This window comes from Streptomyces sp. NPDC001709, from assembly GCF_053596375.1.
Window position 1 is genome coordinate 564,205 of the sequence record NZ_JBSFGB010000001.1, and the last position, 25,633, is coordinate 589,837.

The following is a 25,633-nucleotide window of genomic DNA, read 5'->3' on the forward strand; positions in this document are numbered from 1 at the left end:
CCTGCCGTACCCCCGAACGCCCCACTCACCAGGAAGCCCTCATCCCCTCCGTGCGACCGTGGCGATACGCCCCACACGACGTAGCTCACGACGACGTACGGAGCCCGCCATGGCCGACCTCCAGGACGACATCCCCACCACGACCGAGGTCGGCGGGGACGACACCCTGCCGGACGACCCCTTCGGCGCGGAGCCCGCGTTCCTGGAGCGGGCCCACGCCCTGCTCGCCGCCCACCCGGTCGCCGACGGCTACAGCGGACTGCCGTGGGCCCTGCGCCATCTGCCCTGGTACGACCTGGAGCTGGGCGAGGCGGCCATCGACACCGACGTGCCGCGGATGCGCGAGGGCCACGTGGGCGTGCTGTTCTGGTCGCTGCACCTGCCCGAGGGCCCCGGCGGCGACCGCGTCACGGCCGCGACCCTGGAACAGCTGGACCAGATGCACTCGGTGATCGAGGCCCACCCCGAGGGGCTGCGCCTGGTGCGCACCGCCGGGCAGGTCATCGACGCCCGCAACTGCGGCCGGGTCGCCGTGGTGCTGGGCCCCGCGCACGCCACCGCCCTCGACGACTCCCTCGGCGTCCTGCGCATCCTGCACACCCTCGGCCTGCGTGTGCTCACGCTCGCGGGTACGGCGTGGGCCGGCGCCACGGGGCTGTCGCGCTTCGGCGAGGAAGTGGTCCGCGAGATGAACCGGCTCGGCGTCCTCGCCGACGTCTCCGGCGCCTCGGCCGCGACCGCCGAACGCACCTTCGCACTCTCCAAGACCCCGGTACTGTGCACCCGCTCCGCCGCCCGCGCCCTGCGCCCGCACCCGGCCAACCTGCCCGATGAACTGCTCACCTCGCTGGGCGCGGCGAAGGGCCTGTGCATGGTGCCGCTGACCGCCGAGCAGACCGGGCCGACGGTGCATGACGTCGCCGACCACCTCGACCATGTCCGTGACGTGGCCGGCCCGGAGTGCGTGGGCCTGTCCGGCACCTACGACTCCGGCGCCGCCCACCCCCGCGACCTGGCCGACACCTCCCGCTACCCCCACCTGATCGCCGAACTGCTCCGCCGCGGCTGGTCCGAGCCCGAGCTGGCCCTGCTGACCTGGGGCAACATCCAACGGGTACTGCGCGGCGCGGACTTCACCGCCCGCGCCGCCCAGCACCGCAGGGAACCGTCGAACGCGAAGATCGGGGAGCTGGACACGATCTAGGTCAGCCGGGTCACGGGTGGTCGATCCGGCACAGGCAGAACGGATGCCCGGCCGGATCGGCGTACACCTGGAAGTCCTTCTCCTCCCGGTCCTCCAGGTCCAGCGGCCGGGCGCCCAGCGCCAGCACCCGCTCATGCGCCGCGTCGATCTCCGCCCAGGTCCGCCCCGCGTCGAAGTCGAGGTGGAACTGCTGGCCGTTGCGATCCGCGCGCGGCCACTCCGGCGGGGTGTACCCCTCGGCCCGCTGAAAGGCCAGCCGCGGCCCGTCCGGCACCTTCAGGACGACCCAGTCGTCGTCCTCGGCGTCCGGGGTGCCCCCGGCCACCGCCGCGTAGAAGGCGGCCAGCTCGTGCGGATCGGGACAGTCGAGCACGACGGAACGGAAACGGGCGACGGACGCCATGGGATCCTCCCTGGTCTCAGCAGGCGCACAGACAGAACGGGTGCCCGGCCGGGTCGGCGTACACACGCCAGGTGCGTGAGCGGTCCCCGGCGTCCAGCGGCCGCGCCCCCAGCTCCAGCACCCCCTTCTCCGCGGCGTCCAGGTCCTCCACGACCAGGTCCAGATGGAACTGCTGCGAGTCGTCCGGCGCGGGCCACTTCGGCGGGACGAACCCCGGTGCCTGCTGGAAGGCCAGCGCCGTTCCGCCGGACACCTTCAGGTCGATCCACGCGCCGTCCCCCTCCACCGTGCCGCCCAGCACCCCGGCGTAGAAGCCGGCCAGCGCGCGGGGATCGGGACAGTCCAGCACCACGACACCGAGCTTGGCGAGAGCCATGACTACCTCCTTGAGTTACCCATAAAGAGGGGCAACCGGTAACGGTTACTGCATGCTCCCGCATCGGAGGTAACGTCGCAACTATGAATGCGAGATCGGCCGCCCCCGGAGCCCTGGCGCTGGTCGAGTCCCTGGTCAACACGCTGGACATCGAGACCGGCGCCGACACGCTGGACTCGGCGGAGGGCCGCGCCCGCTTCGGGATCGCCGAGGGCGGGCTGGAGGAGGCGCGGGAGCTGCGGGAGTCGCTGCGGGCGGTGCTGCTCACACATGCCGGGCATCCGCCGCACCGCGAGGTGACGCCGCTCGGCGAGCTGCTGTCCCGAGCGCCCCTGTACGTCGCCGTCGACGAGAGGGACGGCTCCGCAAGCCTCGCCCCCGCCCCGGACGGCCCGCTGCTCTCCCGCGTCGCCGCGGCCGTCGCCGAGGGGCTGACGGACGGCACCTGGATGCGGCTGAAGGCCTGCGAGGCCCAGACCTGCCACTGGGCGTACTACGACCGCAGCCCGGCCGGTCGGGGCCGCTGGTGCTCGATGCAGGTGTGCGGGGCCCGGGCGAAGATGCGCCGGTACCGGGCCAAGGAGGGGTAACACACAGGGAGTTCACCGGCCATATGTGTGCCCGGTGGTGCAGAATGCGGAAAGACGCCGGTTCGGCCGACTGAGCCTCGGCCGAACCGGCGTCGCCACATGCGTACTTACGCGGTAGGACGCCCCATCGCCCGGTACGTCCAGCCCGCCCGGCGCCACAGCTCCGGGTCGAGCGTGTTGCGGCCGTCCAGGATCAGCCGGGCCGACGCGACCTCGCCGAGTGCCGCCGGGTCCAGCTCGCGGAACTCCCGCCACTCCGTGAGGTGGAGGACGACGTCGGCGCCGCGGACGGCGTCCAGCGCGGAGTCGGCGTAGCCGAGGGTCGGGAAGACCTTGCGGGCGTTGGCGATGCCCTTCGGGTCGTACACCGTCACCTGGCCGCCCTGGAGGTGGATCTGGCCGGCCACGTTCAGCGCGGGCGAGTCCCGGACGTCGTCGGAGTCGGGCTTGAAGGTGGCGCCGAGCACCGCGACCCGCTTGCCGAGGAAGGAGCCGCCGCCGAGCGCCTCCCGGGTCATCTCGACCATCTGGCCGCGCCGCCGCATGTTGATGGAGTCGATCTCACGCAGGAAGGTCAGCGCCTGGTCCGCGCCCAGCTCGCCCGCCCGCGCCATGAACGCCCGGATGTCCTTGGGCAGACAGCCGCCGCCGAAGCCGATCCCGGCGCGCAGGAACTTGGCGCCGATCCGGTCGTCGTGCCCGATCGCCTCCGCCAGCTTCGCCACGTCACCGCCCCCGGCCTCGCACACCTCCGCCATCGCGTTGATGAACGAGATCTTGGTGGCGAGGAAGGAGTTCGCCGCCGTCTTGACCAGCTCCGCGGTCGGGAAGTCGGTCACCACGAACGGCGTGCCGTCGCCTATCGGGGTCGCGTACACCTCCCGCAGCAGCTTCTCGGCGCGCTCGCTGCGCACGCCCGCCACGATCCGGTCCGGGTGCAGGGTGTCCTGGACGGCGAAGCCCTCGCGCAGGAACTCCGGGTTCCAGGCCAGCTCGGCGTCCACACCGGCCGGGGCGTGCTCGGCCAGGTAGGAGGCGAGGCGGTCGGCGGAGCCGACCGGCACGGTCGACTTGCCGACGACCAGGGCCGGAGCGTGCAGATGCGGGGCGAGGGAGGAGATCGCGGAGTCGACGTACGACATGTCGCAGGCGTACTCGCCGTGCTTCTGCGGGGTGTTCACGCACACGAAGTGGACGTCGCCGAAGGCCCCCACCTCGGCCCAGTCGGTGGTGAAGCGGAGCCGCCCGGTGGATCCCTCGAAGCCCGCGACATGCCTGCGCAGCAGCTCCTCCAGACCCGGCTCGTACATCGGGGTCTCGCCGCGCTCCAGCATGGCGATCTTCTCGGGCACGACGTCGAGCCCCAGCACCTCGAAGCCCAGCTCCGCCATGGCCGCGGCGTGCGTGGCGCCGAGGTAGCCGGTGCCGATCACGGTGATCTTCAGGCTCATGGGTGCGCTCCAGCTAGGGGACTCGTCCGTGCGGTGCCCGAGCATAGCCGGGCCGTACAGCGGGCAATTTCCCCGCTGTCGCGTAGCTCACGTAGGCGTCCTCGGGGCGGACCTCTAAAATTTGAGTTACTTAACGGTAATTAGCGTCAGTATCACTGCTTGGAGCGTGAGAGACCGTGGCCGGATCGGCTGACTTCGACCTGTACCGCCCGTCCGAGGAGCACGACATGCTCCGTGACGCCGTCCGCTCCCTGGTCGAGGCGAAGATCGCGCCGTACGCCGCGGCGGTGGACGAGGAGGCCCGCTTCCCGCAGGAGGCCCTCGACGCCCTCGTCGCCAACGACCTGCACGCGGTGCACGTCCCCGAGGAGTACGGCGGTGCCGGCGCCGACGCGCTCGCCACCGTCATCGTGATCGAGGAAGTGGCCCGCGCCTGCGTCTCCTCCTCCCTGATCCCGGCCGTGAACAAGCTCGGCTCGCTCCCCGTGATCCTCTCCGGCGGCGAGGAGCTGAAGAAGAAGTACCTGACCCCGCTGGCCAAGGGCGACGCGATGTTCTCGTACTGCCTCTCCGAGCCGGAGGCGGGCTCGGACGCGGGCGGCATGAAGACCAAGGCGGTCCGCGACGGCGACCACTGGGTCCTCAACGGCGTCAAGCGCTGGATCACCAACGCGGGCGTCTCCGAGTACTACACGGTCATGGCCGTGACCGACCCGGAGAAGCGCACGAAGGGCATCTCCGCCTTCGTCGTCGAGAAGTCCGACCCGGGCGTCTCCTTCGGCGCCCCGGAGAAGAAGCTCGGCATCAAGGGCTCCCCGACCCGCGAGGTCTACTTCGACAACGTCCGCATCCCCGCCGACCGCATGATCGGCGAGGAGGGCACCGGCTTCGCCACCGCGATGAAGACCCTGGACCACACCCGCATCACCATCGCCGCCCAGGCCCTCGGTGTCGCGCAGGGCGCCTTCGACTACGCCAAGGGCTACGTCCAGGAGCGCAAGCAGTTCGGCAAGGCGATCGCCGACTTCCAGGGCATCCAGTTCATGCTCGCGGACATGTCCATGAAGATCTCGGCGGCCCGCGCCCTCACCTACCAGGCCGCCGCCGCCTCCGAGCGCGGCGACGCCGACCTCACCTACCTGGGCGCCGCCGCCAAGTGCTTCGCCTCGGACGTGGCGATGGAGGTCACCACGGACGCCGTCCAGCTCCTCGGCGGCTACGGCTACACGCGGGACTACCCGGTGGAGCGGATGATGCGCGATGCGAAGATCACGCAGATCTATGAGGGCACGAACCAGGTCCAGCGGATCGTCATGGCTCGCAACCTGCCGTAACGGCAAGGGGGTTTCGTGGCTCGAAGGAAGGCGCCCTCCAGGGCGCCTTTCTCATGTGCGGGCGCACCTGCCGACCGGTCGGTCACATGCGGTGCGGGCCCCGGGGACGTAGGACGGAAGCACACGGGACCCGTCCCGGGTCCCCGCCTCCCGAGGAGGAGCCATGACCCAGCCGACGATGGCGCCCATGACCCAGCAGATGCAGGAGTGCGTCGACGCCTGCATGACCGCGCACAGCATGTGCGAGGAGACCATGAGTTCCTGCATGCAGATGGGCGGCCAGGTCCAGATGCGGATCATGGGCGCGCTCATGGACTGCTCCGAGACGACCCGTATGTGCGCCGACATGATGATGCGGCGCTCGCCCATGTCGGCCGAGATGTGCACGCTGTGCGCCCGGGCCTGTGACATGTGTGCCGAGGCGTGTATGCAGATGCCGGAGGACAAGCAGATGATGCGATGTGCCGAGGCGTGTCGCCGCTGCGCGGAGATGTGCCGCGCGATGGCGGGCGCCGGTATGTGAGCCCCGGGCGAAAAGGATCAAGGGCACCCGAGCGGGTGCCCTTGATCTTCGTACGGCGGCCGGTCAGTTCCCGGAGACGGTGACCTTCTGGTCGTTGTTCAGCTCGTCCACCAGCGTCTTGACCTTCGCCTTGTCCCAGACGAGGTTGCCGCCGGTGGAGCCGGAGATCGGCATGTTCAGGGACGTGCCGTCACCGCCCTGGACGCCCTTCATCGCCCAGAACATCGAGGCCAGGTCCCACAGGGACATATCCTTGTCGACGATCAGGGAGTCCAGGCCCGCGCCCATCACCGGATAGAACTCGAAGGGGTTGAGGACCGTCGACGGGCTGGCCACCTGGTGGGCCAGCGCCGACAGGAACTTCTGCTGGTTCTTGGTGCGCTGCAGGTCGGAGGCGGCGAACGCGTGCCGGGTGCGGACGAAGGCGAGGGCCTGCTGGCCGTTCAGGGTCTGGTTGCCCGCCTTGAAGTCGGCGCCGGACCACTTGTCCTTGAAGCCCTTGTCGATGTTGATCTCGACACCGCCGACCGCGTCCACGATGTTGGCGAAGCCCTGGAAGCCGATCTCCACGTAGTGGTCGATGTGCAGACCGGTGTTGGCCTCGATCGTGCGGACCAGCAGGGTCGGGCCGTCCTCGGCGTAGGTCGCGTTGAGCTTCTCCTGCCGGCCCGTGGCCGGGTAGAGCTTCCCGGACGTCCCCTTGAACGACGGGACGGTCACGTTCGAGTCGCGCGGCAGCGAGACCAGCGTGTCGCCGTTGTCGCCGACGTGCAGGATCATCATCGAGTCCGTGCGCTTGCCCTCGGCGGAACCGGTGTGCAGCTTCTTCTCGTCCGCCTTGGACATGCCCTCGCGGCTGTCCGAGCCGACGATCAGGTAGTTCGTGCCGGAGCCCGCCGACGGCCGGTCGATGACCTGGGACAGGTCGACCTCGCGGCGCAGCTTGGAGTCGGCCCAGAAGTAGGTGGCGACCGAGGTGACGACCAGCACGGTCGCCAGCGTGATCACGGTCCACTTGATCCGGCGCCGCCAGTTCGGGCGCGGCCGGTACCGGTCGAGTTCCGGGTCCGGGTCGTTGTCGTTGGGTACGAAGCCGCCGCCGCGCCGACCGCCGCCGTACACCTGCCCGGTGTTGTAGCCGCTGTCGTAGTCGCCGTGGCCGGCTCCCTCGTCGTACCCCTGGCCGTCGACGTACGACGGCTGCTGCGGGACACCGGCTCCGTACGGCGGCGCCGCCGGGCCGGGGTCGCCGTAGGAGCGCTGCCCGGGCGGTACCGCCGGGCCGCGCCGCACCTGACGCATCACGCGGGCGTTCTCCGGCTGCGCGCCGGCGCTGCCGCGTCCGTACTGCGGGCCGCGGTTGTCGTCGGACCATGCCTCGGGCCAGTCATTCATGCGCCCCAGTGTGCAGGGCGTGGGTGTGAGGCTTACAAGGGCTGTCGGAAAATAACAGCGGCGCTGTTGCGAAGCCGACACAAATTCCGCGATTGTCGCCTCGGCATAAGGTGGAGGGCATGACAGACCAGGCCACGGACGTGGAACCGGACATGGAACCGGACATCCCCGGCAAGCCGACATCCGCCTCGCGCACCACCCTCAGCCACATCATGACCCACAACGACACCAACCTTCTGGGCACGGTGCACGGCGGTGTGATCATGAAGCTGGTCGACGACGCGGCGGGCGCCGTGGCGGGCCGGCACTCCGGCGGTCCCGCGGTCACCGCGTCGATGGACGAGATGGCCTTCCTCGAGCCGGTCCGCGTCGGTGACCTGGTCCATGTGAAGGCACAGGTGAACTGGACCGGCCGGACCTCCATGGAGGTCGGCGTGCGGGTCCTCGCCGAGCGCTGGAACGAGTCGGCCCCGCCCACCCAGGTCGGCTCCGCCTACCTGGTCTTCGCGGCCGTCGACGCCGACGGCAAGCCGCGCCGGGTGCCGCAGGTGCTCCCCGAGACCGACCGCGACCGCCGCCGCTACCAGGAGGCCCAGATCCGCCGCACCCACCGCCTGGCCCGCCGCCGCGCGATCCGGGAGCTGCGCGAGAAGCGGGCGGCGGAGGGGTTCGAGGACTAGCAACTCCCGCCCGTTCCAGGGGGGTTGTACGGAAGTGGCAAACGTCACGGCCATCCCTTCGCGGTGATCTGTGCAGATACTGTGATGGCGTGAACACCTCAGGCTCGGCCCATGGCGACGACTTCGACCCCGCGGACCAGTGGGTGCGCAACCCGCACACCGGCGAGTACGAGCTGCGGTCGGCCCCGTCCGACGACCTGCCGTCCGTGCCGGGGCCCCGGTCCGCGCCGGATGTCACGGGGGAGCACGGGGTGCCCGGCCCTCGCGGCGCCGGGGGCCGTGGCCGTAGTCGTGGCCGTGGTCATGGTCGTGCCGAGGGCAAGGCCCGGACGTCCAAGAAGGCCAAGAAGTCCAAGAAGTCCACTGCCAAAAGGATTCTGCTGTGGACTGGCGGCACGCTCGCCTTCGTCGTGGTGGCCGGTGCGGTCGGCGGGTACCTCTACCTCAAGCACCTCGACAGCAACATCAGCACCACCGACACCGCAGGCGCCACCAGTGACTCCTTCAGCAAGGACAAGGCGTTCAACATCCTGGTGATCGGCACCGACAAACGGCAGGGCAAGGGCGACTCGGGCTACGGCGACGCGAACAGCGTCGGGCACGCGGACACCGACATCCTGCTGCACGTCTCCCAGGACCGGACGAACGCGACCGCGCTCAGCATCCCCCGGGACCTGATCACCGACATACCGGACTGCCCGACCAAGCAGCCCGACGGCTCGACCAAGGTGATCCCGGGGACGAAGGGCGTCCGCTTCAACGAGAGCCTCGGCCAGCAGGGCCGCGACCCCGGCTGCACGGTCCGTACCGTGGAACGGCTCGCCGGGGGCATGAAGGTCGACCACTTCATGATGGCCGACTTCAACGCCGTGAAGACGCTGACGACGGCCGTCGGCGGTGTCGACATATGTCTCAAGCACGCCGTGAAGGACAAGGAGTCGCACCTGGACCTGCCCGCGGGGCCGTCGAAGGTCCAGGGCGAGCAGGCGCTGGCCTTCGTCCGCACCCGGCACAGCTGGACCAACCAGAGCGACCTGGACCGCATCAAGGCCCAGCAGCAGTTCCTCGGCTCCCTGTTCCGCAGGATGAAGTCCGACTCCACGCTGACCAACCCGGGCAGGCTGCTGGACCTCGCGGAGACGGCGACCAAGGCACTCACCGTGGACAAGGGCATCGGGCACATCACCACGCTCAAGGACGTGGCCCTGGAGCTGAAGAAGGTGCCGCCGAAGAACATCGCCTTCCTCACCCTGCCTGTCCGGGACAACCCGGCCGACGGCCGCCACCACAAGACGGTCATCGAAGACGAGGGACCTGCTCAGCAGGTCTTCTCAGTGATCAAGAACGACAGTTCCTTCACCGAGGTGAAGCAGAAGCAGAAGGCCCAGGAGGCCGCCAGGCTCAAGGGCCCGCGCTCCGCGCCCGGCGACGTCCGCGTCGACCTCTACAACGCCGGCGCCCCCGGCGGCTCCGCCCAGACGACCCTGGCCTGGCTGCAGACCGAGAAGGGCGTGACCAAGGCCGGCCAGCTCGGCAACACCGGCACGCACCAGCCGGCGACCACCCTGGAGTACGCCCCCGCCCAGGCGGACCAGGCCCGCGAGCTGGCCGACCTCATGGGGTTGCCGGCCTCCGCCCTGAAGCAGGGCAAGAGCGAGACCAACGACCAGGGGCTCCCGGCGATCGTGCTGCGCCTCGGCGCCGACTTCCGGGGCGCCGGCATCCCCCTCACCGGCCCGGCCAAGGCGCCGGACGTCCCGAAGCAGACGGCCGACGAGGTGAAGTGCGCCGCATGAGAGCCCAGGCCGGGTGAGGCGGGTGACGCGCCGGACCGCATGAGCCAGGGCCTGTCCGGCGGAACCGCAAGGCGGAGGAGGTCGACGCGATGGGGGCCCCGCGATGAGGCTTCCCGCGCGAGCGAAGCCGAGGTGCGCTCCCTAGCCGCCGGCGCAGGTCACCTCGTTGCCGCGTACCACCGTCTGCTGCGGCTGGGCCGGGTCCTCGAAGCGGACCTTGTGCACGTCCTTGAAGTCCGCCCCGGCGATCACCCTCAGCAGCGGGCCCTGGCCGGGCACCGCGCGCAGTTCGGCGCCGGGCAGGGCGGCGGCCAGGGAGCGGGCCGAGCCGTCCCAGCGGGGGTCGTAGGAGATGACGGTGTGCGGCACATGGGCGGGGGCCGTCACCGGCAGGTGGGTCGTGGCGAAGCCGGTTGCCGCGAGCGCCGCGTCGACCCGCTTGGCGAGTCCGATGGTGCCGGTGCCGTTCGCCACCAGGACCCGGATCTGCCGCGGATCCACCTCCACGGGCGTCACCGGTGCCGGGGCGGGGCCGTGGTGCGGGTGGTCCACGGTGAGCGGTTTGTCGTCGCGCAGGGCCGTGAAGAGCTGCTCCGCCTTGGCCGGGTCCCACTTCAGGGTGGAGCCGATGCCCTTGACGTCGTAGTTCATCTGCGCGATCGGCACGGTGGTGAACTCGGAGGAGGACGGGGTGAAGTTCCGCATGGCCCGGCCGAGGTCGAGCAGCTCGTCGGTGCCGAAGCCCTCGTCGGCGCGGACCGAGCCGAGCACCGCCCGCGTCACGTCCCGGAACCGCATCGGGTTCAGCAGCACCCCGGAGGAGGTGGCCCGCTCGATCAGCGCGGCCAGGAACCGCTGCTGCCGCTTCATCCGGCCCAGGTCACTGGTTGCGTCGACGTGCCGGGCCCGCACGTACTGCAGTGCCTGCCCGCCGTTGAGGGTGTGCGTGCCGGGCGTGAGGTCGAGCCCGCTGTAGGAGTCCTTCAGCGGGGTGACCGTGCAGATGTTCACCCCGCCGAGGACGTCCACGGTCTTCATGAAGCTGGTGAAGTCGACCTCGAGATAGTGGTCGATCTTCACATGGGTCATGCTCTCGACCGTGCGGACGGTCGCCTGGGGGCCGCCCTCGGAGTAGGCGGCGTTCAGCCTGATCGGGTGCGCCGGGTGCTGCTGCCCGGTGGCCGGGTCGGCGCTCGCGGGCACCTCGGCGTACGAGTCACGCGGCAGGCTCACCACGGTGGCCCGCTCCCGGTCGTCCGAGATGTGCACGATCATCATCGTGTCCGTGCAGTGGCAGGGCGCCCCGCCCAGCCGGTACGCCCGCCGCTCCTGCTCGGTGATCCGGTCGCGGCCGTCGGTGCCGACCAGCAGGATGTTCGTGCCGTTGCCCGCGCGGGGCCGGTTCTTCATGTCCTTGAAGGCGTCGACCCGGGCGATGCCCGCGTCCAGGCTGCTGATCACCGCGTGCCCGATCCCGGCTGAGGCGAGCACCACGACGGACAGCGTGCTCACCGCCCGCATGGCCCAGCGCGGCCGCCGGGGCGGCCGTACGGACCGCACCGGCCGCTCGGGCGGGCGCGGCACACGGCGGGGCGGCTGCGGTCGGCGCTGCGGACGCGCGGGGGACCGGGGCGGGCTGGTCAAGGGGGACACCTCCGGACGAGGCCGTACGTGGGATCCGTGAGCACGGTAGGCCGATACGATCTCCAGCCCGGCCCTACGCCCCGGCGGCGCGCACCGGTGTCCCCCGTTCGCGGTAACGTGAGGCCCCTATGAACGCCAAGCCCGACGTGCGACTCCCCGCTGTTTCCGTGATCATGCCCGTCCTCAACGAGGAGCGGCATCTACGGGGGGCCGTCCAAGCGATCCTCGCGCAGGAGTACGCCGGCGAGATGGAGGTCGTCATCGCCCTCGGTCCGTCCACGGACCGCACGGACGAGATCGCCGCCGAGCTGGTCCGTAACGACCCGCGTGTGCACACCGTCCCGAATCCGACCGGCCGTACGCCCGCGGCGCTGAACGCGGCGATCAAGGCCTCCCGGCACCCGATCGTGGTCCGCGTCGACGGCCACGGCATGCTCTCGCCGAACTACATCGCCACCGCCGTCCGGCTCCTGGAGGAGACCGGCGCGATGAACGTCGGCGGCATCATGCACGCCGAGGGCGAGAACGACTGGGAGCACGCGGTCGCCGCCGCGATGACCTCGAAGATCGGTGTCGGCAACGCCGCCTTCCACACAGGCGGCGAGGCCGGGCCCGCCGAGACGGTCTACCTCGGTGTCTTCCGCCGCGAGGCCCTGGAGCAACAGGGCGGCTACAACGAGGAGTTCATCCGCGCCCAGGACTGGGAGCTGAACTTCCGGATCAGGGAGGCGGGCGGGCTGATCTGGTTCTCGCCCGAGCTGAAGGTGTCGTACCGGCCGCGGCCGAGCGTGCGGGCCCTCGCCAAGCAGTACAAGGACTACGGCCGCTGGCGGCACGTCGTCGCCCGCTACCACTCCGGCTCCATCAACCTGCGCTACCTCGCCCCGCCGGCGGCGGTGTGCGCGATCGCCGCCGGGATCGTGGCCGGCGCGGCGCTCACCCCGTGGGGCTTCGTCGTCCCCGGTGGCTATCTGGCGGCGATCGTCGCGGGCTCGGTCCCGGCGGGCAAGGGGCTGCCCCTGAAGGCCCGGCTGCAGATCCCGGTGGCCCTGGCCACCATGCACATGTCGTGGGGCTGGGGCTTTCTGACCAGCCCGAAGTCGCTGGCGCGGAAGGTCATCGCGTCGCGGCGCCCGGCGGTGCTCAGCGCCTGATCATCCGGCGGGGCCCCGTCTCCGGGGCCCCGGTGCCGGTCACCACTGATAGGGCTTGTACACGTCCATGCACTTCGACGTGTCCGAGCCGTTCACGGCATCGGCGCCCTGGGGGATATCCCCCGCCTTCGGCTTCGGCGGCTTGGGATAAGAGGCGCCGGTACGCCAGTCCGCGCCGACGACGACCGTGACCCCGGACACATCGGTCGACTGTTTCACCGAACTCGTCGGGATCCCGAGGGCCTTGGCCACGGCCTGGGCGTCACCCTGCAGATCCGCGCTTGGGTACTGCACGACCGTCTTGTCCTCGGACCGCGTCCCCGAGGTGTCGGCCGCCGCCCGGCCGTAGCCCGCCCGCTCCAGCACCTGGCTGATCGCGAGCGCCCGCTGCGGCACCGCGGCCTCGGTCGAGGACTGCGTGGCGTTCTGCACCAGCACACCCAGCCGGCTCGGGTCCGTCGAAGGCGTCCTGGCCGCCGTTCCCTTGTCGGAGACCTGCTTCACCTCCGCCTTCGTGCCGTTCTTGTCCAGCGGCACGTCGTCGCGGAGCATCTGCCACAGCGCGTCGGCGTTGGCCGTGTCCGGCACGACGTGGTTCCGGGGGTCCCGCGGGTCCTCGGTGTTGGGCATCGTCACGGACGTGATGCGGTTCGACGGCACCGACTTCATCTCCATGCCCAGGTCATAGAGCTTCTTGACGGTGCCGATCTCCTCGGAGACCTTCAGCGACTTGGTCGCGGCCTCCGCCAGGTCCATCAGGCGCCCCGTGTCGGTGAAGATGTTCTGCTGCCGCAGCGTGCGCATCATCGAGTTCAGGTACATGTGCTGGGCGCGGGCGCGCATCAGGTCGCTGCCCCAGGCGTGCCGGGTGCGCAGCCACTGCAGCGCCTGCTCGCCCTTGACCTGGTGGGTCCCGGCTGTCAGCTTCAGCCCGGAGCCGCCGCGCTGGGCGGGGGTCGGGTGGTCCCACACGTTCTGCTTCACACAGACGTCGACGCCACCGATGGCGTCCGCCATCCGCACCACACCGGAGAAGTCGATCGTCATCCAGTGGTCGATGTAGACCCCGGTGAGGTTCTCCCAGGTGGCCAGCGTGCAGCCGGCCCCGCCTCGGGCCAGGGTGGTGTTGATGATGTCGTTGGTGGCCGGGTAGACCTTGCCGGTGTCCGGGTCGGTGCACTTGGGGATGTCGACGCGGGTGTCGCGGGGGATGCTCACCATGGCGGCGCTCTTGCGGTCCGCGGAGAGGTGGATCAGCATCTGCACGTCCGCGTTCGGGGGGCCCCCGACGCTGTCCCTGCTGCCGCCGAGCTTCAGGTTCTCCGCCGAGTTACGGCTGTCCGAGCCGATCAGCAGGATGTTCAACGGCGTCTGCCCGGCCGCGTTCGCCGGTGTCTTCTGCGCCCTGGAGTCGTCCCCGCTGCTGCGCTGACCCTTGCGGATGTTCGCGTTCAGGTGCTGGTAGTACAGGTAGCCGGCGCCTGCCGTACCGAGTATGACCACCGCGAGTACGGTCGCCGACCAGCGCAGGGCGCGTCGTCTGCGCCGTGGCGGCTCGGCCCCCGGACCGCCTGTGCGCCGCCCTCCGCCGTGCCGGCCGGACCCCTCGGACGTCGTGCGGTCCCGCGGTGCGAGCGACATCGTGTCGTCGACCGCAGGATCCTGCCCCCGCACATCACTCTGCGCCAAACTTCCTGCCCTCCCCACCCTTGCGCGTACCAACGGGCCCGTCCCGCGCCCAGTTAGACGCACGACGGGCCGGTTGGGTTACCTATGAGGCGCACTTCGCCTTGTCGGCCGTGGACTTGTCGACGTCCGGCGCCTTCGCGGGGGCGACCAGCGAGACCCCCGCGCCCTTGAAGTCCTTGCCCAGGGTCAGCGTCATCGCCGGCAGGCCCTGGGAGTTGGTCACGCTCTTGCCGGGCTGGAGCGCCGAACCGGGCAGCCCCATCAGCGCGGCCAGTTCACGTGCCTGGGCGGCCTGGTCGGGGGCGTACTCCAGCGTGGTGTTCTTCAGCTCCGCCGGTGCGTTGCCCGCGTTCTCCGACTTCAGCACGCCCTTGTCGGTCTGCAGCCAGGACAGGGTCTCCTGTGCGCTGCCCGCGTCGGCACCGCCGTTGAGGATCCGCACCCGCACCTCGGAGGGCGCGGACCTGCTGCCCTTCAGACGCGCTGCCGCCGCGTCCTTCGCCGCCTTCTGCTTCCTCTTCACCTCGGTGAAGGAGACGTCGTTCTTGATCGCGTCGAACACCGCGGGCGCCGTCGTCTGGTTGACGACGACCGTCGCGTGCACCTTCTCCGCCGGGTTGTCGATCACGGGCACGGTGGTGAAGCTGATGTTCTTGGGCGGCACCTTCTTCAGCTCCAGCGCCATGTCCTTGAGGGTGCCGATGCGGTCGATACCGGTGTCGACGGTCAGCGCCTTGGTCGCCGCCTCCGCCAGGTCGACCAGCTTCGTCGGGTTGGTGAGGGTGTCGCTGGAGGACATCTTGCGCATCAGGGAGCCCAGGAACTGCTGCTGGATCTTGATGCGGTCCAGGTCGCCCTGGTTGCCGAAGCTGTGCCGGGTTCGCACGAAGGCGAGGGCCTGCTCTCCCTCCACCACCGACTTGCCCGCGGGCAGCTTCAGGTGGGACTCCTTGTCGTCCACCGGGTGCGTGACGCACACCTCGACGCCGCCCACCGCGCTCGTCAGCGTCTTCACCGCGTTGAAGTCGGCCATCATGAAGTGGTCCACGTGGATGCCGGTGACCTCGTCGACGGTGCGCATGGTGCAGCCCGGGTCGCGGCCGTCCTGGCCGAGGCTGGTGTTGAAGCGCACGTTCTCCGTGCCCGGGATGACCTTGGTGCTGCCGTCCTGCTGCTTCGTCGGGCAGTCCGGCACGTTCACGATCAGGTCGCGCGGGATGCTGAGCGCCGTCGCGTTCGTCCGGTCCTTGGAGACGTGCAGCAGGATGTTGGTGTCCGCGTGGCCGACGCTGCCCTTGTCGCCGTAGCCCTCGTTCCCCTTGCCGGTGCGTTTGTCCGTACCGATGATCAGCAGGTTGAACGCCTCGTCCTTGCTGAAGCCCTTGGAGCCCGCGTCGCCGACGTCGGTCGAGCTGATGTTGCCCTCGAGGTGCTGGAGGTAAAGATAACCGGCCGTGCCGATGGCGACCAGCACGAACGCCGTGCTGCCCGCGGTCCACGCGAGCACCTTCTTGGCCTTCGACTTCTTCTTCACCGGCCGGCGGGCCGCCCGCCTGCGCTGCGGGCCCTCCGGTTCGGTGCCCCGGCGCCGGGCCGACCGCGGCGGCGGTACGTCGTCCGCGCGCACCTGGCGCGCCTCGCGGGTCTCGCCGGGCGCCGGGTCCTTACGGCGGCGCGGCGCACCGCCGCCTGCCCGGGGGGCGGGTCTGCGGGGACCGGGGACCGACGACTGCGGGGCGGAAGGGCTCAGTCGCAGTTCGTATTCGCCGGTGTTCGGATTGAGTACCCACTGGTCTGCGGGGTCGATGTTGTCCGCCCGCCCACGGCCTTGCGCGTCCACCACGATTGTCCGAATCCTCCGTCGGGGCCACGCGGCGCCTTCCCCCTCAAAGGCGCTCGGGTCTCGGTGAATCAGTGCACGGCCCCAGGACGGACCTCGCGGCCGGGTGCACCGGATCGCTCACACTATCCGCCCAGTTCAGCGTCGAGCGACGCCGGTGACAAATTCCACCTGCCTACAACTGGGCAATCCGCCGCATTTCCCGGACGGAAGTTCGGGGTCTTGATGTGCGCATTACTCACAGGTGTGTTCGGCGGCGGTGTTCCCGCGGAACGTGGGCGCGGGGGAAGGAGCACCCTTTCCGGGCAGGGGGGCGGGGGACGGCGCGCCCTTTCCGTCCGTCCCCGCGGCTTCCTGCGGCGGATTCTGGGCCACCGCCACGGGCTGATCGGCCCGCAGCCGCGCGAAGAGTTTCTCGGCTTCCGGCTCCACGAGTTGGTCACGATTGGCGTCGTAGACGTACGACTCCCTCGGTACGGTCAGGAACTGCACCCGTTCCGTGGGAATGTCGCGCAGACCGCGCACCAACTGGTACAAGCCGCGCAGACTGGCCAGTTCCGGATCGGTGGTCAGCGAGGAGGTCGCCGCGTCCAGCACCGGATACAGCTTCACCGGGTTCAGCAGCACGTCGTTGCTCTGCATCTTGTCGACGAGCGCGGCGAGGAACCGCTGCTGGCGTTCCATCCGCTCGGTGTCGCTGCCGTCGCCGAGCGACTTGCGGGCCCGCACGTAGCCGAGCGCCTGCTCCCCGTCGAGCGTGACCTTGCCCGCGGGCAGCTTCAGCCTGGCCGCCTTGTCGTCTATGGGCTCCTTCAGGCAGACCTGCACCCCGTCGACGGCGTCCACCATCTCCTTGAACCCGCTGAAGTCCACGACCACGTGATGGTCGATCCGAATGTCCGTCAGCTTCTCGACGGTCCGGATCGTGCACGCCGAACCGCCCACCTGGAAGGCGTGGTTGAACATCGCGAACACCGGCTCGCTCCGGCTGCCGTCCGGCTCCCGGCAGCCGGGGATGTCCACCATCAGGTCCCTCGGCAGCGACACGGCGGTGGCGCTGCGCCGGTCCGCGGCCAGATGCAGCAGGATCGTCGTGTCCGACCGCTCGCTGCCCAGATCCCGCCCGTACGCGCTGTTGCCGTCCCCGGCCCGCGTGTCGGACCCGATCAGCAGGATGTTCTGCGCGCCCCGCACCAGCTCGGTGGGCCGCTCCCGCTCGTACCGTTCCAGTTCGCGTGCGGCCGCGTCGTCGGCGGTGATGTTGTTGCTGAGCTTGGCGTAGAGGGCCCAGCCGGTGCCCGCGGCCGCCACGACGAGCACGGCCAGCCCGAGCGCCGCCTTCTTCACCCACCGCCGCCGCCGAAGCCCTTTGCCTACGGTGTCGGTCACGGGCGGGGCACCCCCTCATGGCGTACGAGCGTCATGTCCTGCTCTTACGACCATGGCGGCGGAAGGGCCACGGAAGCGCCCTTTGCTACTCCAATCGGGGGAATCGCGACTCGGCCCCGCTCAGCGGCGCACCGCGCTCACCCTCTCGCTCTCGATCCGCTTGGCGAGACCCTCCTCACCCAGCCGGTCGAGATTCCGGCACAACACCACGGACCCCCCGACGGCCAACGGCGAGAACAACCCCGCGCTGAGCCCTTCCCACGTGTCGTACGGCAGCCCGGACAGCAGCCTCGACCCCGGCCCCGTCAGATCCAGCCCCGGCGCCTCGGCCAGGGCCCGCTCGACGACCTCCGCCCCACTGAACTCCCGCCCGGCGACGATCAGCGCGGGCTGCTCGGGGTCCACGGGAGCGAACGGCACAAACCGGTCCCCTTGCCCCGGCACCTCCACGGCATAGTCGGCGAACCCGGCCGGAGGGTGCGCAAATCGCCCGCCCAGCGGCCGTAGCGCGAGCGCGACCCGCTCCCCGCGACAGGCCCGCGCGGCATCGAGCGAGTCCGGTCCGCTCACCACGAGGTCGGCCGCGGACGGTTCCCCGCCCACATCGGCGATCGCCCCGACGGACGAACACGCCAGCAGCCACACCGCCGTCTGCCAGTGCGCCGGCAACAACAGAGCCACCCGGTCGCCCGGCTCGGCGGCGAGGTCGCCCTGAAGGAGATTCGCGGTCTTGGCCACCCAATTGGCGAAGGTGGCCACGGACAGTTCGACGCGTTCGCCCGTGGCGTCGTCGTAGAAGGTCACCAGCGGGCGGCCGGGGTCCGCGGCGAGCGCGGAAGCCAGCAGGTCGGCAGGGGTGCGATCGGTGGCGTTCACCCAGGAAAGGGTACGCGCGGGCCGGTGTGCGCAGCGTGCGGTGGGCCACCGGTTCGGCGGAACGGCTTCCGACGGTCCGTCAGTTCACCGTTGGACAGATTTGTATGACTATGTCCAAGATCATGAACATGCGTGGATTCCTGACTTCGTCCAGCGGCGCCCCGTCGATCGCCGTCTCCTCGATCGGTGTCGCCTGCACCGCGGCCCTAGCACTCCCGCTGCTGGCCCTGCCCGCCGGCGCCGTACCCGCCCGGCCGTCCGGGGCGGGCGTCCCCGGCCGCACCCATTCGCTGCCCCTGGTCCCCCTCTCCCGCGAACGGGTCCTCGGCACCGCCCCGGAGCAGGGGCTGTACCGGCCCGACGGTGAGCGCTTCTCGCTGGTCGGGGTCGTCTGGGACGACCCGGACACCGAACTGCACGGCCGGGTCCAGGTGCGTACCCGGTCGGCCGTGACGGGGAAGTGGTCCGGCTGGCAGGACGTCGAGACGCACACCGCCGACCACGGTGCCGACCCGGGCGCCGCGGAGCGGGACGCGCGGCGGGCGCGCGGGGCGACCGCGCCCCTGTGGGTGGGTGAGTCGGGCGGTGTGGACGTGCGCGTCCGCGCCGACGGCACGGGCGCGCCGGGCCGCCGTACGGCCGGACCGCTGTCCCCGCTGCCCCCATGGCCCCCGCTGCCCTCCGGCCTGCGCCTGGAACTCGTCGACCCCGGCACGGAGCCGCCGCCTGACGGCGCGTCGGGTGGGGGTACGGGGGCTGACGGCGCGTCGGTCGGGGGTGCGTCGGCTGGGGGTGCGGGGTCTGGGGGTGCGTCGGCCGGGGGTGCGTCGGCCGGGGGTGCGGGGGCTGGGAGCGCGTCGGCTGGGGGCGCGGGGGTCGGGGGTGCGTCGGTCGGGGGTGCGTCGGCGGGGGGCGCGGGGTCTGGGGGTGCGTCAGCCGGGGGTGCGGGGGCTGGGAGCGCGTCGGCTGGGAGCGCGGGGGCCGAGGGTGACGGGATCGAGAGCGCGGGGGTTGACGGCACCGGGGGCGAGGGCGCGGGGGGCGATGGTGCGACGGCCGACGCGCCTGGCACCGGGGCGCACGCGGGCGCGGCATGGGCGGCCTCGGACACCAACGCCGACATCGCCGGCTTCGGCGCCCTGGAGATCCCGGCGCTGGACAAGCAGGCCACCGAGCAGGAACTCGTGCGCCTCCAGGGGCCGTCGAAGACCAAGCCGCACATCGGGCCACGCCCGCGGATCGTCACCCGCCGCGGCTGGGACGCGGACGAGTCACTGCGCCAGGACGGGTTCGTCTACACGAAGAAGATCAAGGCTGCCTTCGTGCACCACACGGCCTCGGGCAACAACTACACGTGCTCCGAGGCCCCCTCCGTCGTCCGCAGTATCTACCGCTACCACGTCGAGAGCATGGGCTGGCGGGACATCGGCTACAACTTCCTCGTCGACAAGTGCGGAACCATCTACGAGGGCCGGGCCGGCGGGGTGGCGAAGGCGGTCCTCGGCGCGCACACCCGCGGCTTCAACACCAACAGCATGGGAATCGCCGTGATCGGCACCTTCGGCGCGACGAAGCCGTCCGGTGCGGCGGTGACGGCCATCGCCCGGCTCACCGCGTGGAAGCTCGGGCTCTACGGGGCCAACCCGCGCGGAAAGACATATCTCACGTCAGGTGGTGGCAACCTCTACCCCAAAGGTAAGAACGTACGACTGAACGTGATCTCCGGCCACCGGGACGGATTCGCCACCGAGTGCCCTGGCAAGCGGCTTTACGCCAAACTCGGTACGGCCCGTTCCAGCGCGGCGCGCTACCAGGGGCGTTGAGGTGGAGCGGGGTGCGCGTTCGGCGCAGTCGTCGGGGGGCCCGCCGGTCTCATACCGTTCTCTCACCGATCTCGTGGGAAACCGCGCGGTGGTTAAGGGTGCCGCCGCTACGGTCTGCATACACTGACCGGCCGAAACGAGTGATACGAGTGGTACGAGTAGTTCGGTCGATCCCGGCAGGAAGCAGAGACGACAGGTGACAGAAGCGATCCTCCTGGTCGGCGGCAAAGGCACCCGGCTGCGTCCGCTCACGGTGCACACGCCCAAGCCCATGGTCCCCGCCGCCGGGGTGCCGTTCCTCACGCACCAGCTGGCGCGCGCCAAGGCGGCCGGCGTGGACCACATCGTCCTCGCCACCAGCTATCTGGCGGAGGTCTTCGAGCCGTACTTCGGCGATGGCTCCTCCCTCGGCCTGCACATCGAGTACGTGACGGAGGAGGAGCCGCTCGGCACGGGCGGTGCCATCCGCAACGTCGCCTCGCGCCTGCACTCCGGCCCCGACGAGCCAGTGCTGATCTTCAACGGCGACATCCTGACCGGCCTGGACATCAGGGCCCTGGTCGACACCCACCAGTCGACCGGCGCGGACGTGTCGTTGCACCTCACCAAGGTCACCGACCCTCGTGCCTACGGCCTGGTCCCCACGGACGAGTCCGGTCGCGTCCTGGCCTTCCTGGAGAAGCCGCAGACGCCGGAGGAGATCGTCACCGACCAGATCAACGCGGGGGCGTACGTCTTCCGCCGCTCGGTCATCGACACGATCCCGCTGGGCCGCCCGGTGTCGGTGGAGCGCGAGACCTTCCCCGACCTCCTCGCGGCGGGCGCCCATCTGCAGGGCATGGTCGACTCCACGTACTGGCTGGACCTCGGCACCCCGGCGGCGTTCGTCCGCGGTTCGGCCGACCTGGTCCTGGGCCGGGCCCCGTCCCCGGCGGTCCCCGGCCGCTGCGGCGACCGCCTGGTCCTCCCCACGGCCACGGTCGCCCCGGACGCCAAGCTGACCGGCGGCACGGTGGTGGGCGAGGGCGCGTTCGTGGCCGAGGGCGCGCGGGTCTTCGGTTCCACGATCCTCCCCGGCGCCGTCATCGAGCCCGGCGCCGTCATCACCGACTCCCTCATCGGCACGAGGGCCCGCGTCGGCGAACGCACCGTCCTCACCGGCACGGTCATCGGCGACGGCGCGATCATCGGCGCCGACAACGAGCTCCGCGAGGGAGTACGCGTGTGGTGCGATGCGCGTATCCCGGCGGGGTCGGTGCGGTTCTCCTCCGACCAGTAGCCGTGGGCCCCCTGGGGACGCCGCCCGTCATGGGGGCTGCGCCCCCAGACCCCCTTGTTCCGGTCCCCCTGCCAGCACTTCGTCCGCGGACACGTCGCAGCCGATCGCGCAGTTCCCCGCGCCCCTAGGGGGTCGCAGCACCGCCGACCAAGCGCCGCCGCAGCCGCGTGGCTGCGGGCAGTAGTGCGGCTGGGGCGGCGCCCACCCGGCAGCGGCCGTCGTACCGGCCTAGCTGCTGCGGGTGGTCGTGTGGTTGGGGCGGCGCCCACCCGTGCAGCGGTTGTCATGCCGCCCCAGCTGCGGGCAGTCGTGCCGCTAGGGGCGGCACGGGTGGGCGCAGCGGCACCCCGCCAGCGCGGGCGAGCGAGACACCCCGTTGGCCGGCGGCAGCACCGCGCACCCCGCCAGCGCGACCAAGCACAACACCCCGTTGCCCAGCCACAGCACAGGCCACCCTCAAAGCAACCCGATGTCCACCCGAGGCATCTTCGGCGCCCGCCGAGCCGGAACCCGCCCGCTCAACAGAATCAACCGCACCGCCCGATGCCGCTGCCCGGCATACGGCTCCAGCAAGCGCAGCATCACCGCGTCGTCGGCATCACGATCCCCCGCCAACGCCCACCCCACGATCCCCGGCAGATGCAGGTCCCCGACCGTCACCGCATCCGCCGCCCCATGACTCCGCTGCACCACCTCCGCCGACGTCCACGGCCCCACCCCCGGCACGACCTCCAACCGCGCCTGAGCCTCGACCGCCGGCATCCCCACCGCCTGCTCCAGCCGCGCAGCGACCCGCACGGCCCGCAGAATCGTCGACGCCCGCTTGTCGTCGACCCCGGCCCGATGCCACTCCCAGGAGGGAATCAGCGCCCAGCTCCGTGCCGCGGGCATCACGAACATCGGCCGCTCGCCCGCCCCCGCAGGCCCCGGCGCAGGCTCCCCGAACCTCCGCACCAGCAGCCGCCAAGCCCGATACGCCTCGTCGGTCGTGACCTTCTGCTCCAGCACCGACGGGATCAAGGACTCCAGCACCAGTCCGGTCCGCGTCAGCCGCAGGCCCGGCCGCCGATGCCGGGCCGAGGCCACCACCCGGTGCCGGGGCACGAACGCCTCCGGCTCGTCGGCCGCGCCGAGCCACTCGGGCAACCGGTCCAGCAGCCACTCCGCCCCCGGCCCCCACGCCTCACCGAGCACCTCACCGCCGTACTCCCGCACCCGCAGCGTGCCCGGCCCGGCGGGCGTACGGCTGGCCCGCCACACGGATCCGTCCGCGGTGGCCCGGAAGGTGGGGTCCGCGGGCCCGCGCCGCAGCGGTCCGAGCACCAGCCCGAGATCGAGCGGTCCCTCCGGCACCCACCGCCGTACCCGCACCGGCGCCGCCGCCTGCCGCGGTAGCCCCACCGCCCCGCGCGCGGGCACGCCGGCATGGCCGCCGCGCACGGTCGTACGCGTGGGCCGCTGAGCGAAACGTCCTGCCACGAATGAGTTCCTAAATGAGGCCCTGGACGAGGTCCTGGACGAGGTCCTGAGGGAAGCCGTTGCCGTCCTACGAGACTAGGTGTTCCTGAAGGGACCCGTACGGAACTCGCCCCGGGAACTCACCGCACCTCGACGAACGCCCCGGCGTCCCGATCCGGCCGCGGCCCCGGCTCCTCGGCCGGATGCCCGACCGCCACCGCGCCCATCGGCTCCCAGTCCGCGGGCAGCGCGAGCACCTCGCGCACCACGTCCCGGCAGAACATCGTGGACGACACCCACGCCGAGCCCAGCCGCTCCCCGGCCAGCGCGACCAGCAGGTTCTGCACGCCCGCGCCCATCGCGACGACGAACATCTCCCGCTCGGCGCCGTCCCGCCGCGGGTCCCCGTAGTGGTGCGAGCCGTCCATGACGAGGCACGGCACGACCAGGTACGGGGCGTTGCGCAGCACATCCCCGCGCCGCACCCGCTTCGCGATGGACTCCTCGCTCTTGCCGTCCCGCCGCAGGTCGGCGATCCACGCGTCGCGCATCGCGTCCAGCAGCCGGATCCGGGACTCCGCCGACTCCAGCAGCACGAACCGCCAGGGCGTGGTGTGGTGCGGGGCCGGTGCGGTCACCGCCGCCGCCACCGCTCGCCGTACCGCGCCGGGGTCCACCGGCTGGTCGGTGAAGGACCGGACCGTACGGCGCTGGGTCACCGCCTCCCGGACCGCCTCGGAGGTGCCGAGCCGGAACATGTCGTCCCGCGCGGTCCGCACCAGGGCCCGCGCGCCCTCGCCGTCCTCGGGGTCCACTACGTGCGGCAGTCCGCGCACCACCGCCACCGGCCGGCCGGCCGCCTTGCCCTTCACCAGGTCGCCGGCGGCGGCCAGTTCGTCCGCCGTGGCCACGATCGTCGCGTGGAGCGGATTGCCGTACGCGTCCGTGCCCCCGCGCAGATCGTCCAGCACGCGCACCCCGGCGGCGCCGATCGCCACATCCGTGAGCCCCGAGCGCCAGGGCCGGCCGAAGGTGTCGGTGACGACGACACCGACGTCCACGCCGAGAGCCTCGCGCAGTCCCGCGCGGATCGCCCGCGCGGACGCGTCGGGGTCCTCGGGCAGCAACAGCACGGTGCCCGCGGGAGTGTTGGAGGCGTCGACCCCGGCGGCGGCCATGACCAGGCCCTGCCGGTTCTCCACGATGCGCAGCGTGCCGCGCCGGGCCACGACCCGGACCGACTCGGCGTCGATGGCCGCCTCCCGGTCGGCCGCCTGGACGATCCGGCCCTCCGCCTTGGAGACGATCTTGGAGGTGACGATCAGCACGTCCCCATCGGCCAGCCCCGGCTCGGCCCCGGCGATCAGCTTGGCAAGGTCGTCCCCGGCCTGCACCTCCGGAATCCCCCCCAGAGCCCAGACCCAAAACCCAGCACCCCCACAGCCCCCCGCCCCGGCCACATCGGCTCCGGCCTCACCGGCGGTCCACACGGCAGCCGCCCCCGCCCCGGCCACATCGGCTCCGGCCGTTCCCACGGAGTCGGTCCCCGCGGAGTCGGTCCCGGTCACGTCGGCTACTGCCTCGCCCCCGGCTGCCCGCAGCCCTACTGCCTCGGCGGCCGTTCCTACGGGCCCTGTTACCTCGGCGCCCGCTCCTGCGGGCGCCGCTGCCCCGGCGCCCGATCCCCCGGCCCCTGCCGCCCCGGTGCCCCCACCGGACGCCGCCGTGCTCACGCTTCCCGCACCTCCTCGGCCAGCGCCAGCGCCTCGCGTGCCATCTGCGCGGTCGCGTCGGCGTCGGTCATCATCAGCGGTACGGCCCGGCAGCGGATCCCGTCCGCCTCGACCCGCTCGACGGCGGCCGCGTCCACGGTGTCGACCAGCCAGCCGTCCAGCAGACCGGAGCCGTAGTGCTCGGCGACCGCCGCGGCCGTGGACTCCACGCCGACCGCGGCGAGCACCTTGTCGGCCATGCCGCGCACGGGCGCGTCCCCGACGATGGGGGACAGGCCGATCACGGGTACACCCGCGTCCGCGATCGCCTCCCGGATGCCGGGCACGGCGAGGATGGTGCCGATGGAGACGACGGGGTTGGACGGCGGGAAGAGGATGACGTCCGCCTCGGCGATGGCCTCCAGCACGCCCGGCGCCGGCTTGGCCTGCTCGGCGCCGACCGGTACGACCGCCTCCGCCGGGACCGAGGCCCGCAGCCGTACCCAGTACTCCTGGAAGTGGACGGCCTTGCGCTCGCCGTCGACCTCGACGGCCACGTGGGTCTCCACGCGGTCGTCGGTCATCGGGATCAGCTTCACGCCCGGCTTCCAGCGGTCGCACAGCGCCTCGGTGACGGCGCTGAGCGGATACCCCGCACCGAGCATCTGCGTGCGCACGATGTGCGTGGCGAAGTCCCGGTCGCCGAGGCCGAACCAGTCCGGCCCCACCCCGTAGGCCGCGAGTTCCTCTTTGAGGTGGAAGGTCTCGTCGGCCCGCCCCCAGCCCTGCTCCTCGTTGATGCCGCCGCCCAGCGTGTACATCACCGTGTCCAGGTCCGGGCAGACCTTCAGCCCGAAGAGGTGGATGTCGTCGCCGGTGTTGCCGATCACCGTGACGTCCGCGTCCGGCACGGCCCGCTTCAGACCGCGCAGGAAACGGGCACCACCGATGCCGCCTGCCAGAACCACAATGCGCATGAGGACCAGTCTTGCAGGCGGGTACGACAACGCGTCAGGC

General features: G+C 71.3%; 21 protein-coding genes. 9 read left to right on the forward strand and 12 right to left on the reverse strand.

The window, feature by feature from the left end; all coding sequences use genetic code 11:
• The first annotated feature begins 109 nt into the window (after positions 1–109).
• A complete protein-coding gene (locus ACWC0C_RS02770) occupies positions 110–1,204 on the forward strand; it encodes a dipeptidase (protein WP_450861070.1) in 1,095 nt (364 codons plus the stop codon).
• Between the two features lie 10 nt (positions 1,205–1,214).
• On the opposite strand, the gene ACWC0C_RS02775 is transcribed toward ACWC0C_RS02770, so the two are convergent.
• Both ACWC0C_RS02775 and ACWC0C_RS02780 read right to left on the reverse strand, forming a co-directional pair.
• The gene (locus ACWC0C_RS02775) at positions 1,215–1,607 is read right to left on the reverse strand and encodes a VOC family protein (RefSeq protein WP_450861072.1); all 393 of its coding nucleotides are present in this window, start codon (positions 1,605–1,607) and stop codon (positions 1,215–1,217) included.
• Between the two features lie 16 nt (positions 1,608–1,623).
• Positions 1,624–1,983 (reverse strand): VOC family protein, encoded by a 360-nt coding sequence (locus ACWC0C_RS02780; RefSeq protein WP_450861074.1) that lies wholly within the window; start codon positions 1,981–1,983, stop codon positions 1,624–1,626.
• Between the two features lie 83 nt (positions 1,984–2,066).
• Here ACWC0C_RS02780 and ACWC0C_RS02785 point away from each other — a divergent pair, with 83 nt between their 5' ends.
• On the forward strand, positions 2,067–2,573 hold the full coding sequence (locus ACWC0C_RS02785) for a CGNR zinc finger domain-containing protein (protein ID WP_450861076.1): 507 nt from the start codon (positions 2,067–2,069) through the stop codon (positions 2,571–2,573).
• Positions 2,574–2,680: 107 nt separating this feature from the next.
• Here the strand turns inward: ACWC0C_RS02785 and ACWC0C_RS02790 are convergent, their stop codons facing one another.
• A complete protein-coding gene (locus tag ACWC0C_RS02790; protein WP_449197471.1) occupies positions 2,681–4,024 on the reverse strand; it encodes a UDP-glucose dehydrogenase family protein in 1,344 nt (447 codons plus the stop codon).
• 176 nt (positions 4,025–4,200) lie between these two features.
• Between ACWC0C_RS02790 and ACWC0C_RS02795 the strand changes: the two genes are divergently transcribed.
• Positions 4,201–5,358 (forward strand): acyl-CoA dehydrogenase, encoded by a 1,158-nt coding sequence (locus tag ACWC0C_RS02795; RefSeq protein WP_449197472.1) that lies wholly within the window; start codon positions 4,201–4,203, stop codon positions 5,356–5,358.
• 163 nt (positions 5,359–5,521) lie between these two features.
• Positions 5,522–5,881 (forward strand): four-helix bundle copper-binding protein, encoded by a 360-nt coding sequence (locus ACWC0C_RS02800; protein ID WP_449197473.1) that lies wholly within the window; start codon positions 5,522–5,524, stop codon positions 5,879–5,881.
• A gap of 63 nt (positions 5,882–5,944) precedes the next feature.
• On the opposite strand, the gene ACWC0C_RS02805 is transcribed toward ACWC0C_RS02800, so the two are convergent.
• Positions 5,945–7,276 carry an LCP family protein gene (locus ACWC0C_RS02805; protein WP_449197474.1) on the reverse strand — a complete coding sequence of 444 codons (1,332 nt, stop codon included), beginning with the start codon at positions 7,274–7,276 and terminating at the stop codon, positions 5,945–5,947.
• A 119-nt stretch (positions 7,277–7,395) separates the two neighbouring features.
• Between ACWC0C_RS02805 and ACWC0C_RS02810 the strand changes: the two genes are divergently transcribed.
• Together ACWC0C_RS02810 and ACWC0C_RS02815 are read left to right on the forward strand one after the other, a co-directional pair.
• Positions 7,396–7,956, forward strand: coding sequence for an acyl-CoA thioesterase (locus tag ACWC0C_RS02810; RefSeq protein WP_449197475.1), 561 nt, complete (start codon positions 7,396–7,398; stop codon positions 7,954–7,956).
• Positions 7,957–8,045: 89 nt separating this feature from the next.
• Positions 8,046–9,752 carry an LCP family protein gene (locus ACWC0C_RS02815; protein ID WP_450861080.1) on the forward strand — a complete coding sequence of 569 codons (1,707 nt, stop codon included), beginning with the start codon at positions 8,046–8,048 and terminating at the stop codon, positions 9,750–9,752.
• Between the two features lie 141 nt (positions 9,753–9,893).
• Here ACWC0C_RS02815 and ACWC0C_RS02820 read toward each other — a convergent pair whose 3' ends face one another.
• Positions 9,894–11,396, reverse strand: a complete 1,503-nt coding sequence (locus ACWC0C_RS02820; protein ID WP_450861082.1) for an LCP family protein — start codon at positions 11,394–11,396, stop codon at positions 9,894–9,896.
• Between the two features lie 128 nt (positions 11,397–11,524).
• On the opposite strand from ACWC0C_RS02820, the gene ACWC0C_RS02825 reads away from it, so the two are divergent.
• Positions 11,525–12,550: a glycosyltransferase family 2 protein gene (locus ACWC0C_RS02825; RefSeq protein WP_449197478.1), complete on the forward strand. Its 1,026-nt coding sequence runs from the start codon at positions 11,525–11,527 to the stop codon at positions 12,548–12,550.
• 39 nt (positions 12,551–12,589) lie between these two features.
• Here ACWC0C_RS02825 and ACWC0C_RS02830 read toward each other — a convergent pair whose 3' ends face one another.
• The 4 genes from ACWC0C_RS02830 to ACWC0C_RS02845 form a co-directional block, all read right to left on the reverse strand.
• Entirely contained in the window at positions 12,590–14,191 is a 1,602-nt protein-coding gene (locus tag ACWC0C_RS02830; protein ID WP_450861143.1) for an LCP family protein, read from the reverse strand.
• Between the two features lie 130 nt (positions 14,192–14,321).
• Positions 14,322–16,079 carry an LCP family protein gene (locus ACWC0C_RS02835; protein WP_450861145.1) on the reverse strand — a complete coding sequence of 586 codons (1,758 nt, stop codon included), beginning with the start codon at positions 16,077–16,079 and terminating at the stop codon, positions 14,322–14,324.
• 234 nt (positions 16,080–16,313) lie between these two features.
• The gene (locus tag ACWC0C_RS02840) at positions 16,314–17,468 is read right to left on the reverse strand and encodes an LCP family protein (protein WP_449197479.1); all 1,155 of its coding nucleotides are present in this window, start codon (positions 17,466–17,468) and stop codon (positions 16,314–16,316) included.
• A 120-nt stretch (positions 17,469–17,588) separates the two neighbouring features.
• Positions 17,589–18,344, reverse strand: coding sequence for a TIGR03089 family protein (locus ACWC0C_RS02845; protein ID WP_450861085.1), 756 nt, complete (start codon positions 18,342–18,344; stop codon positions 17,589–17,591).
• A 128-nt stretch (positions 18,345–18,472) separates the two neighbouring features.
• Between ACWC0C_RS02845 and ACWC0C_RS02850 the strand changes: the two genes are divergently transcribed.
• Both ACWC0C_RS02850 and ACWC0C_RS02855 read left to right on the forward strand, forming a co-directional pair.
• Positions 18,473–20,167: a peptidoglycan recognition protein family protein gene (locus ACWC0C_RS02850; protein WP_450861087.1), complete on the forward strand. Its 1,695-nt coding sequence runs from the start codon at positions 18,473–18,475 to the stop codon at positions 20,165–20,167.
• A 196-nt stretch (positions 20,168–20,363) separates the two neighbouring features.
• Positions 20,364–21,446, forward strand: coding sequence for a sugar phosphate nucleotidyltransferase (locus ACWC0C_RS02855; RefSeq protein ID WP_449197482.1), 1,083 nt, complete (start codon positions 20,364–20,366; stop codon positions 21,444–21,446).
• A gap of 456 nt (positions 21,447–21,902) precedes the next feature.
• Here ACWC0C_RS02855 and ACWC0C_RS02860 read toward each other — a convergent pair whose 3' ends face one another.
• The 3 genes from ACWC0C_RS02860 to cofD all read right to left on the reverse strand — a co-directional run bounded on the left by ACWC0C_RS02860 (position 21,903) and on the right by cofD (position 25,593).
• Positions 21,903–22,925: a DNA-3-methyladenine glycosylase family protein gene (locus ACWC0C_RS02860; protein WP_450861089.1), complete on the reverse strand. Its 1,023-nt coding sequence runs from the start codon at positions 22,923–22,925 to the stop codon at positions 21,903–21,905.
• Between the two features lie 119 nt (positions 22,926–23,044).
• Complete coding sequence (locus ACWC0C_RS02865) at positions 23,045–24,364, reverse strand: coenzyme F420-0:L-glutamate ligase (RefSeq protein ID WP_450861147.1); 1,320 nt, start codon at positions 24,362–24,364, stop codon at positions 23,045–23,047.
• A 269-nt stretch (positions 24,365–24,633) separates the two neighbouring features.
• On the reverse strand, positions 24,634–25,593 hold the full coding sequence (gene cofD / locus ACWC0C_RS02870) for a 2-phospho-L-lactate transferase (protein WP_449197485.1): 960 nt from the start codon (positions 25,591–25,593) through the stop codon (positions 24,634–24,636).
• Positions 25,594–25,633: the final 40 nt, after the last annotated feature.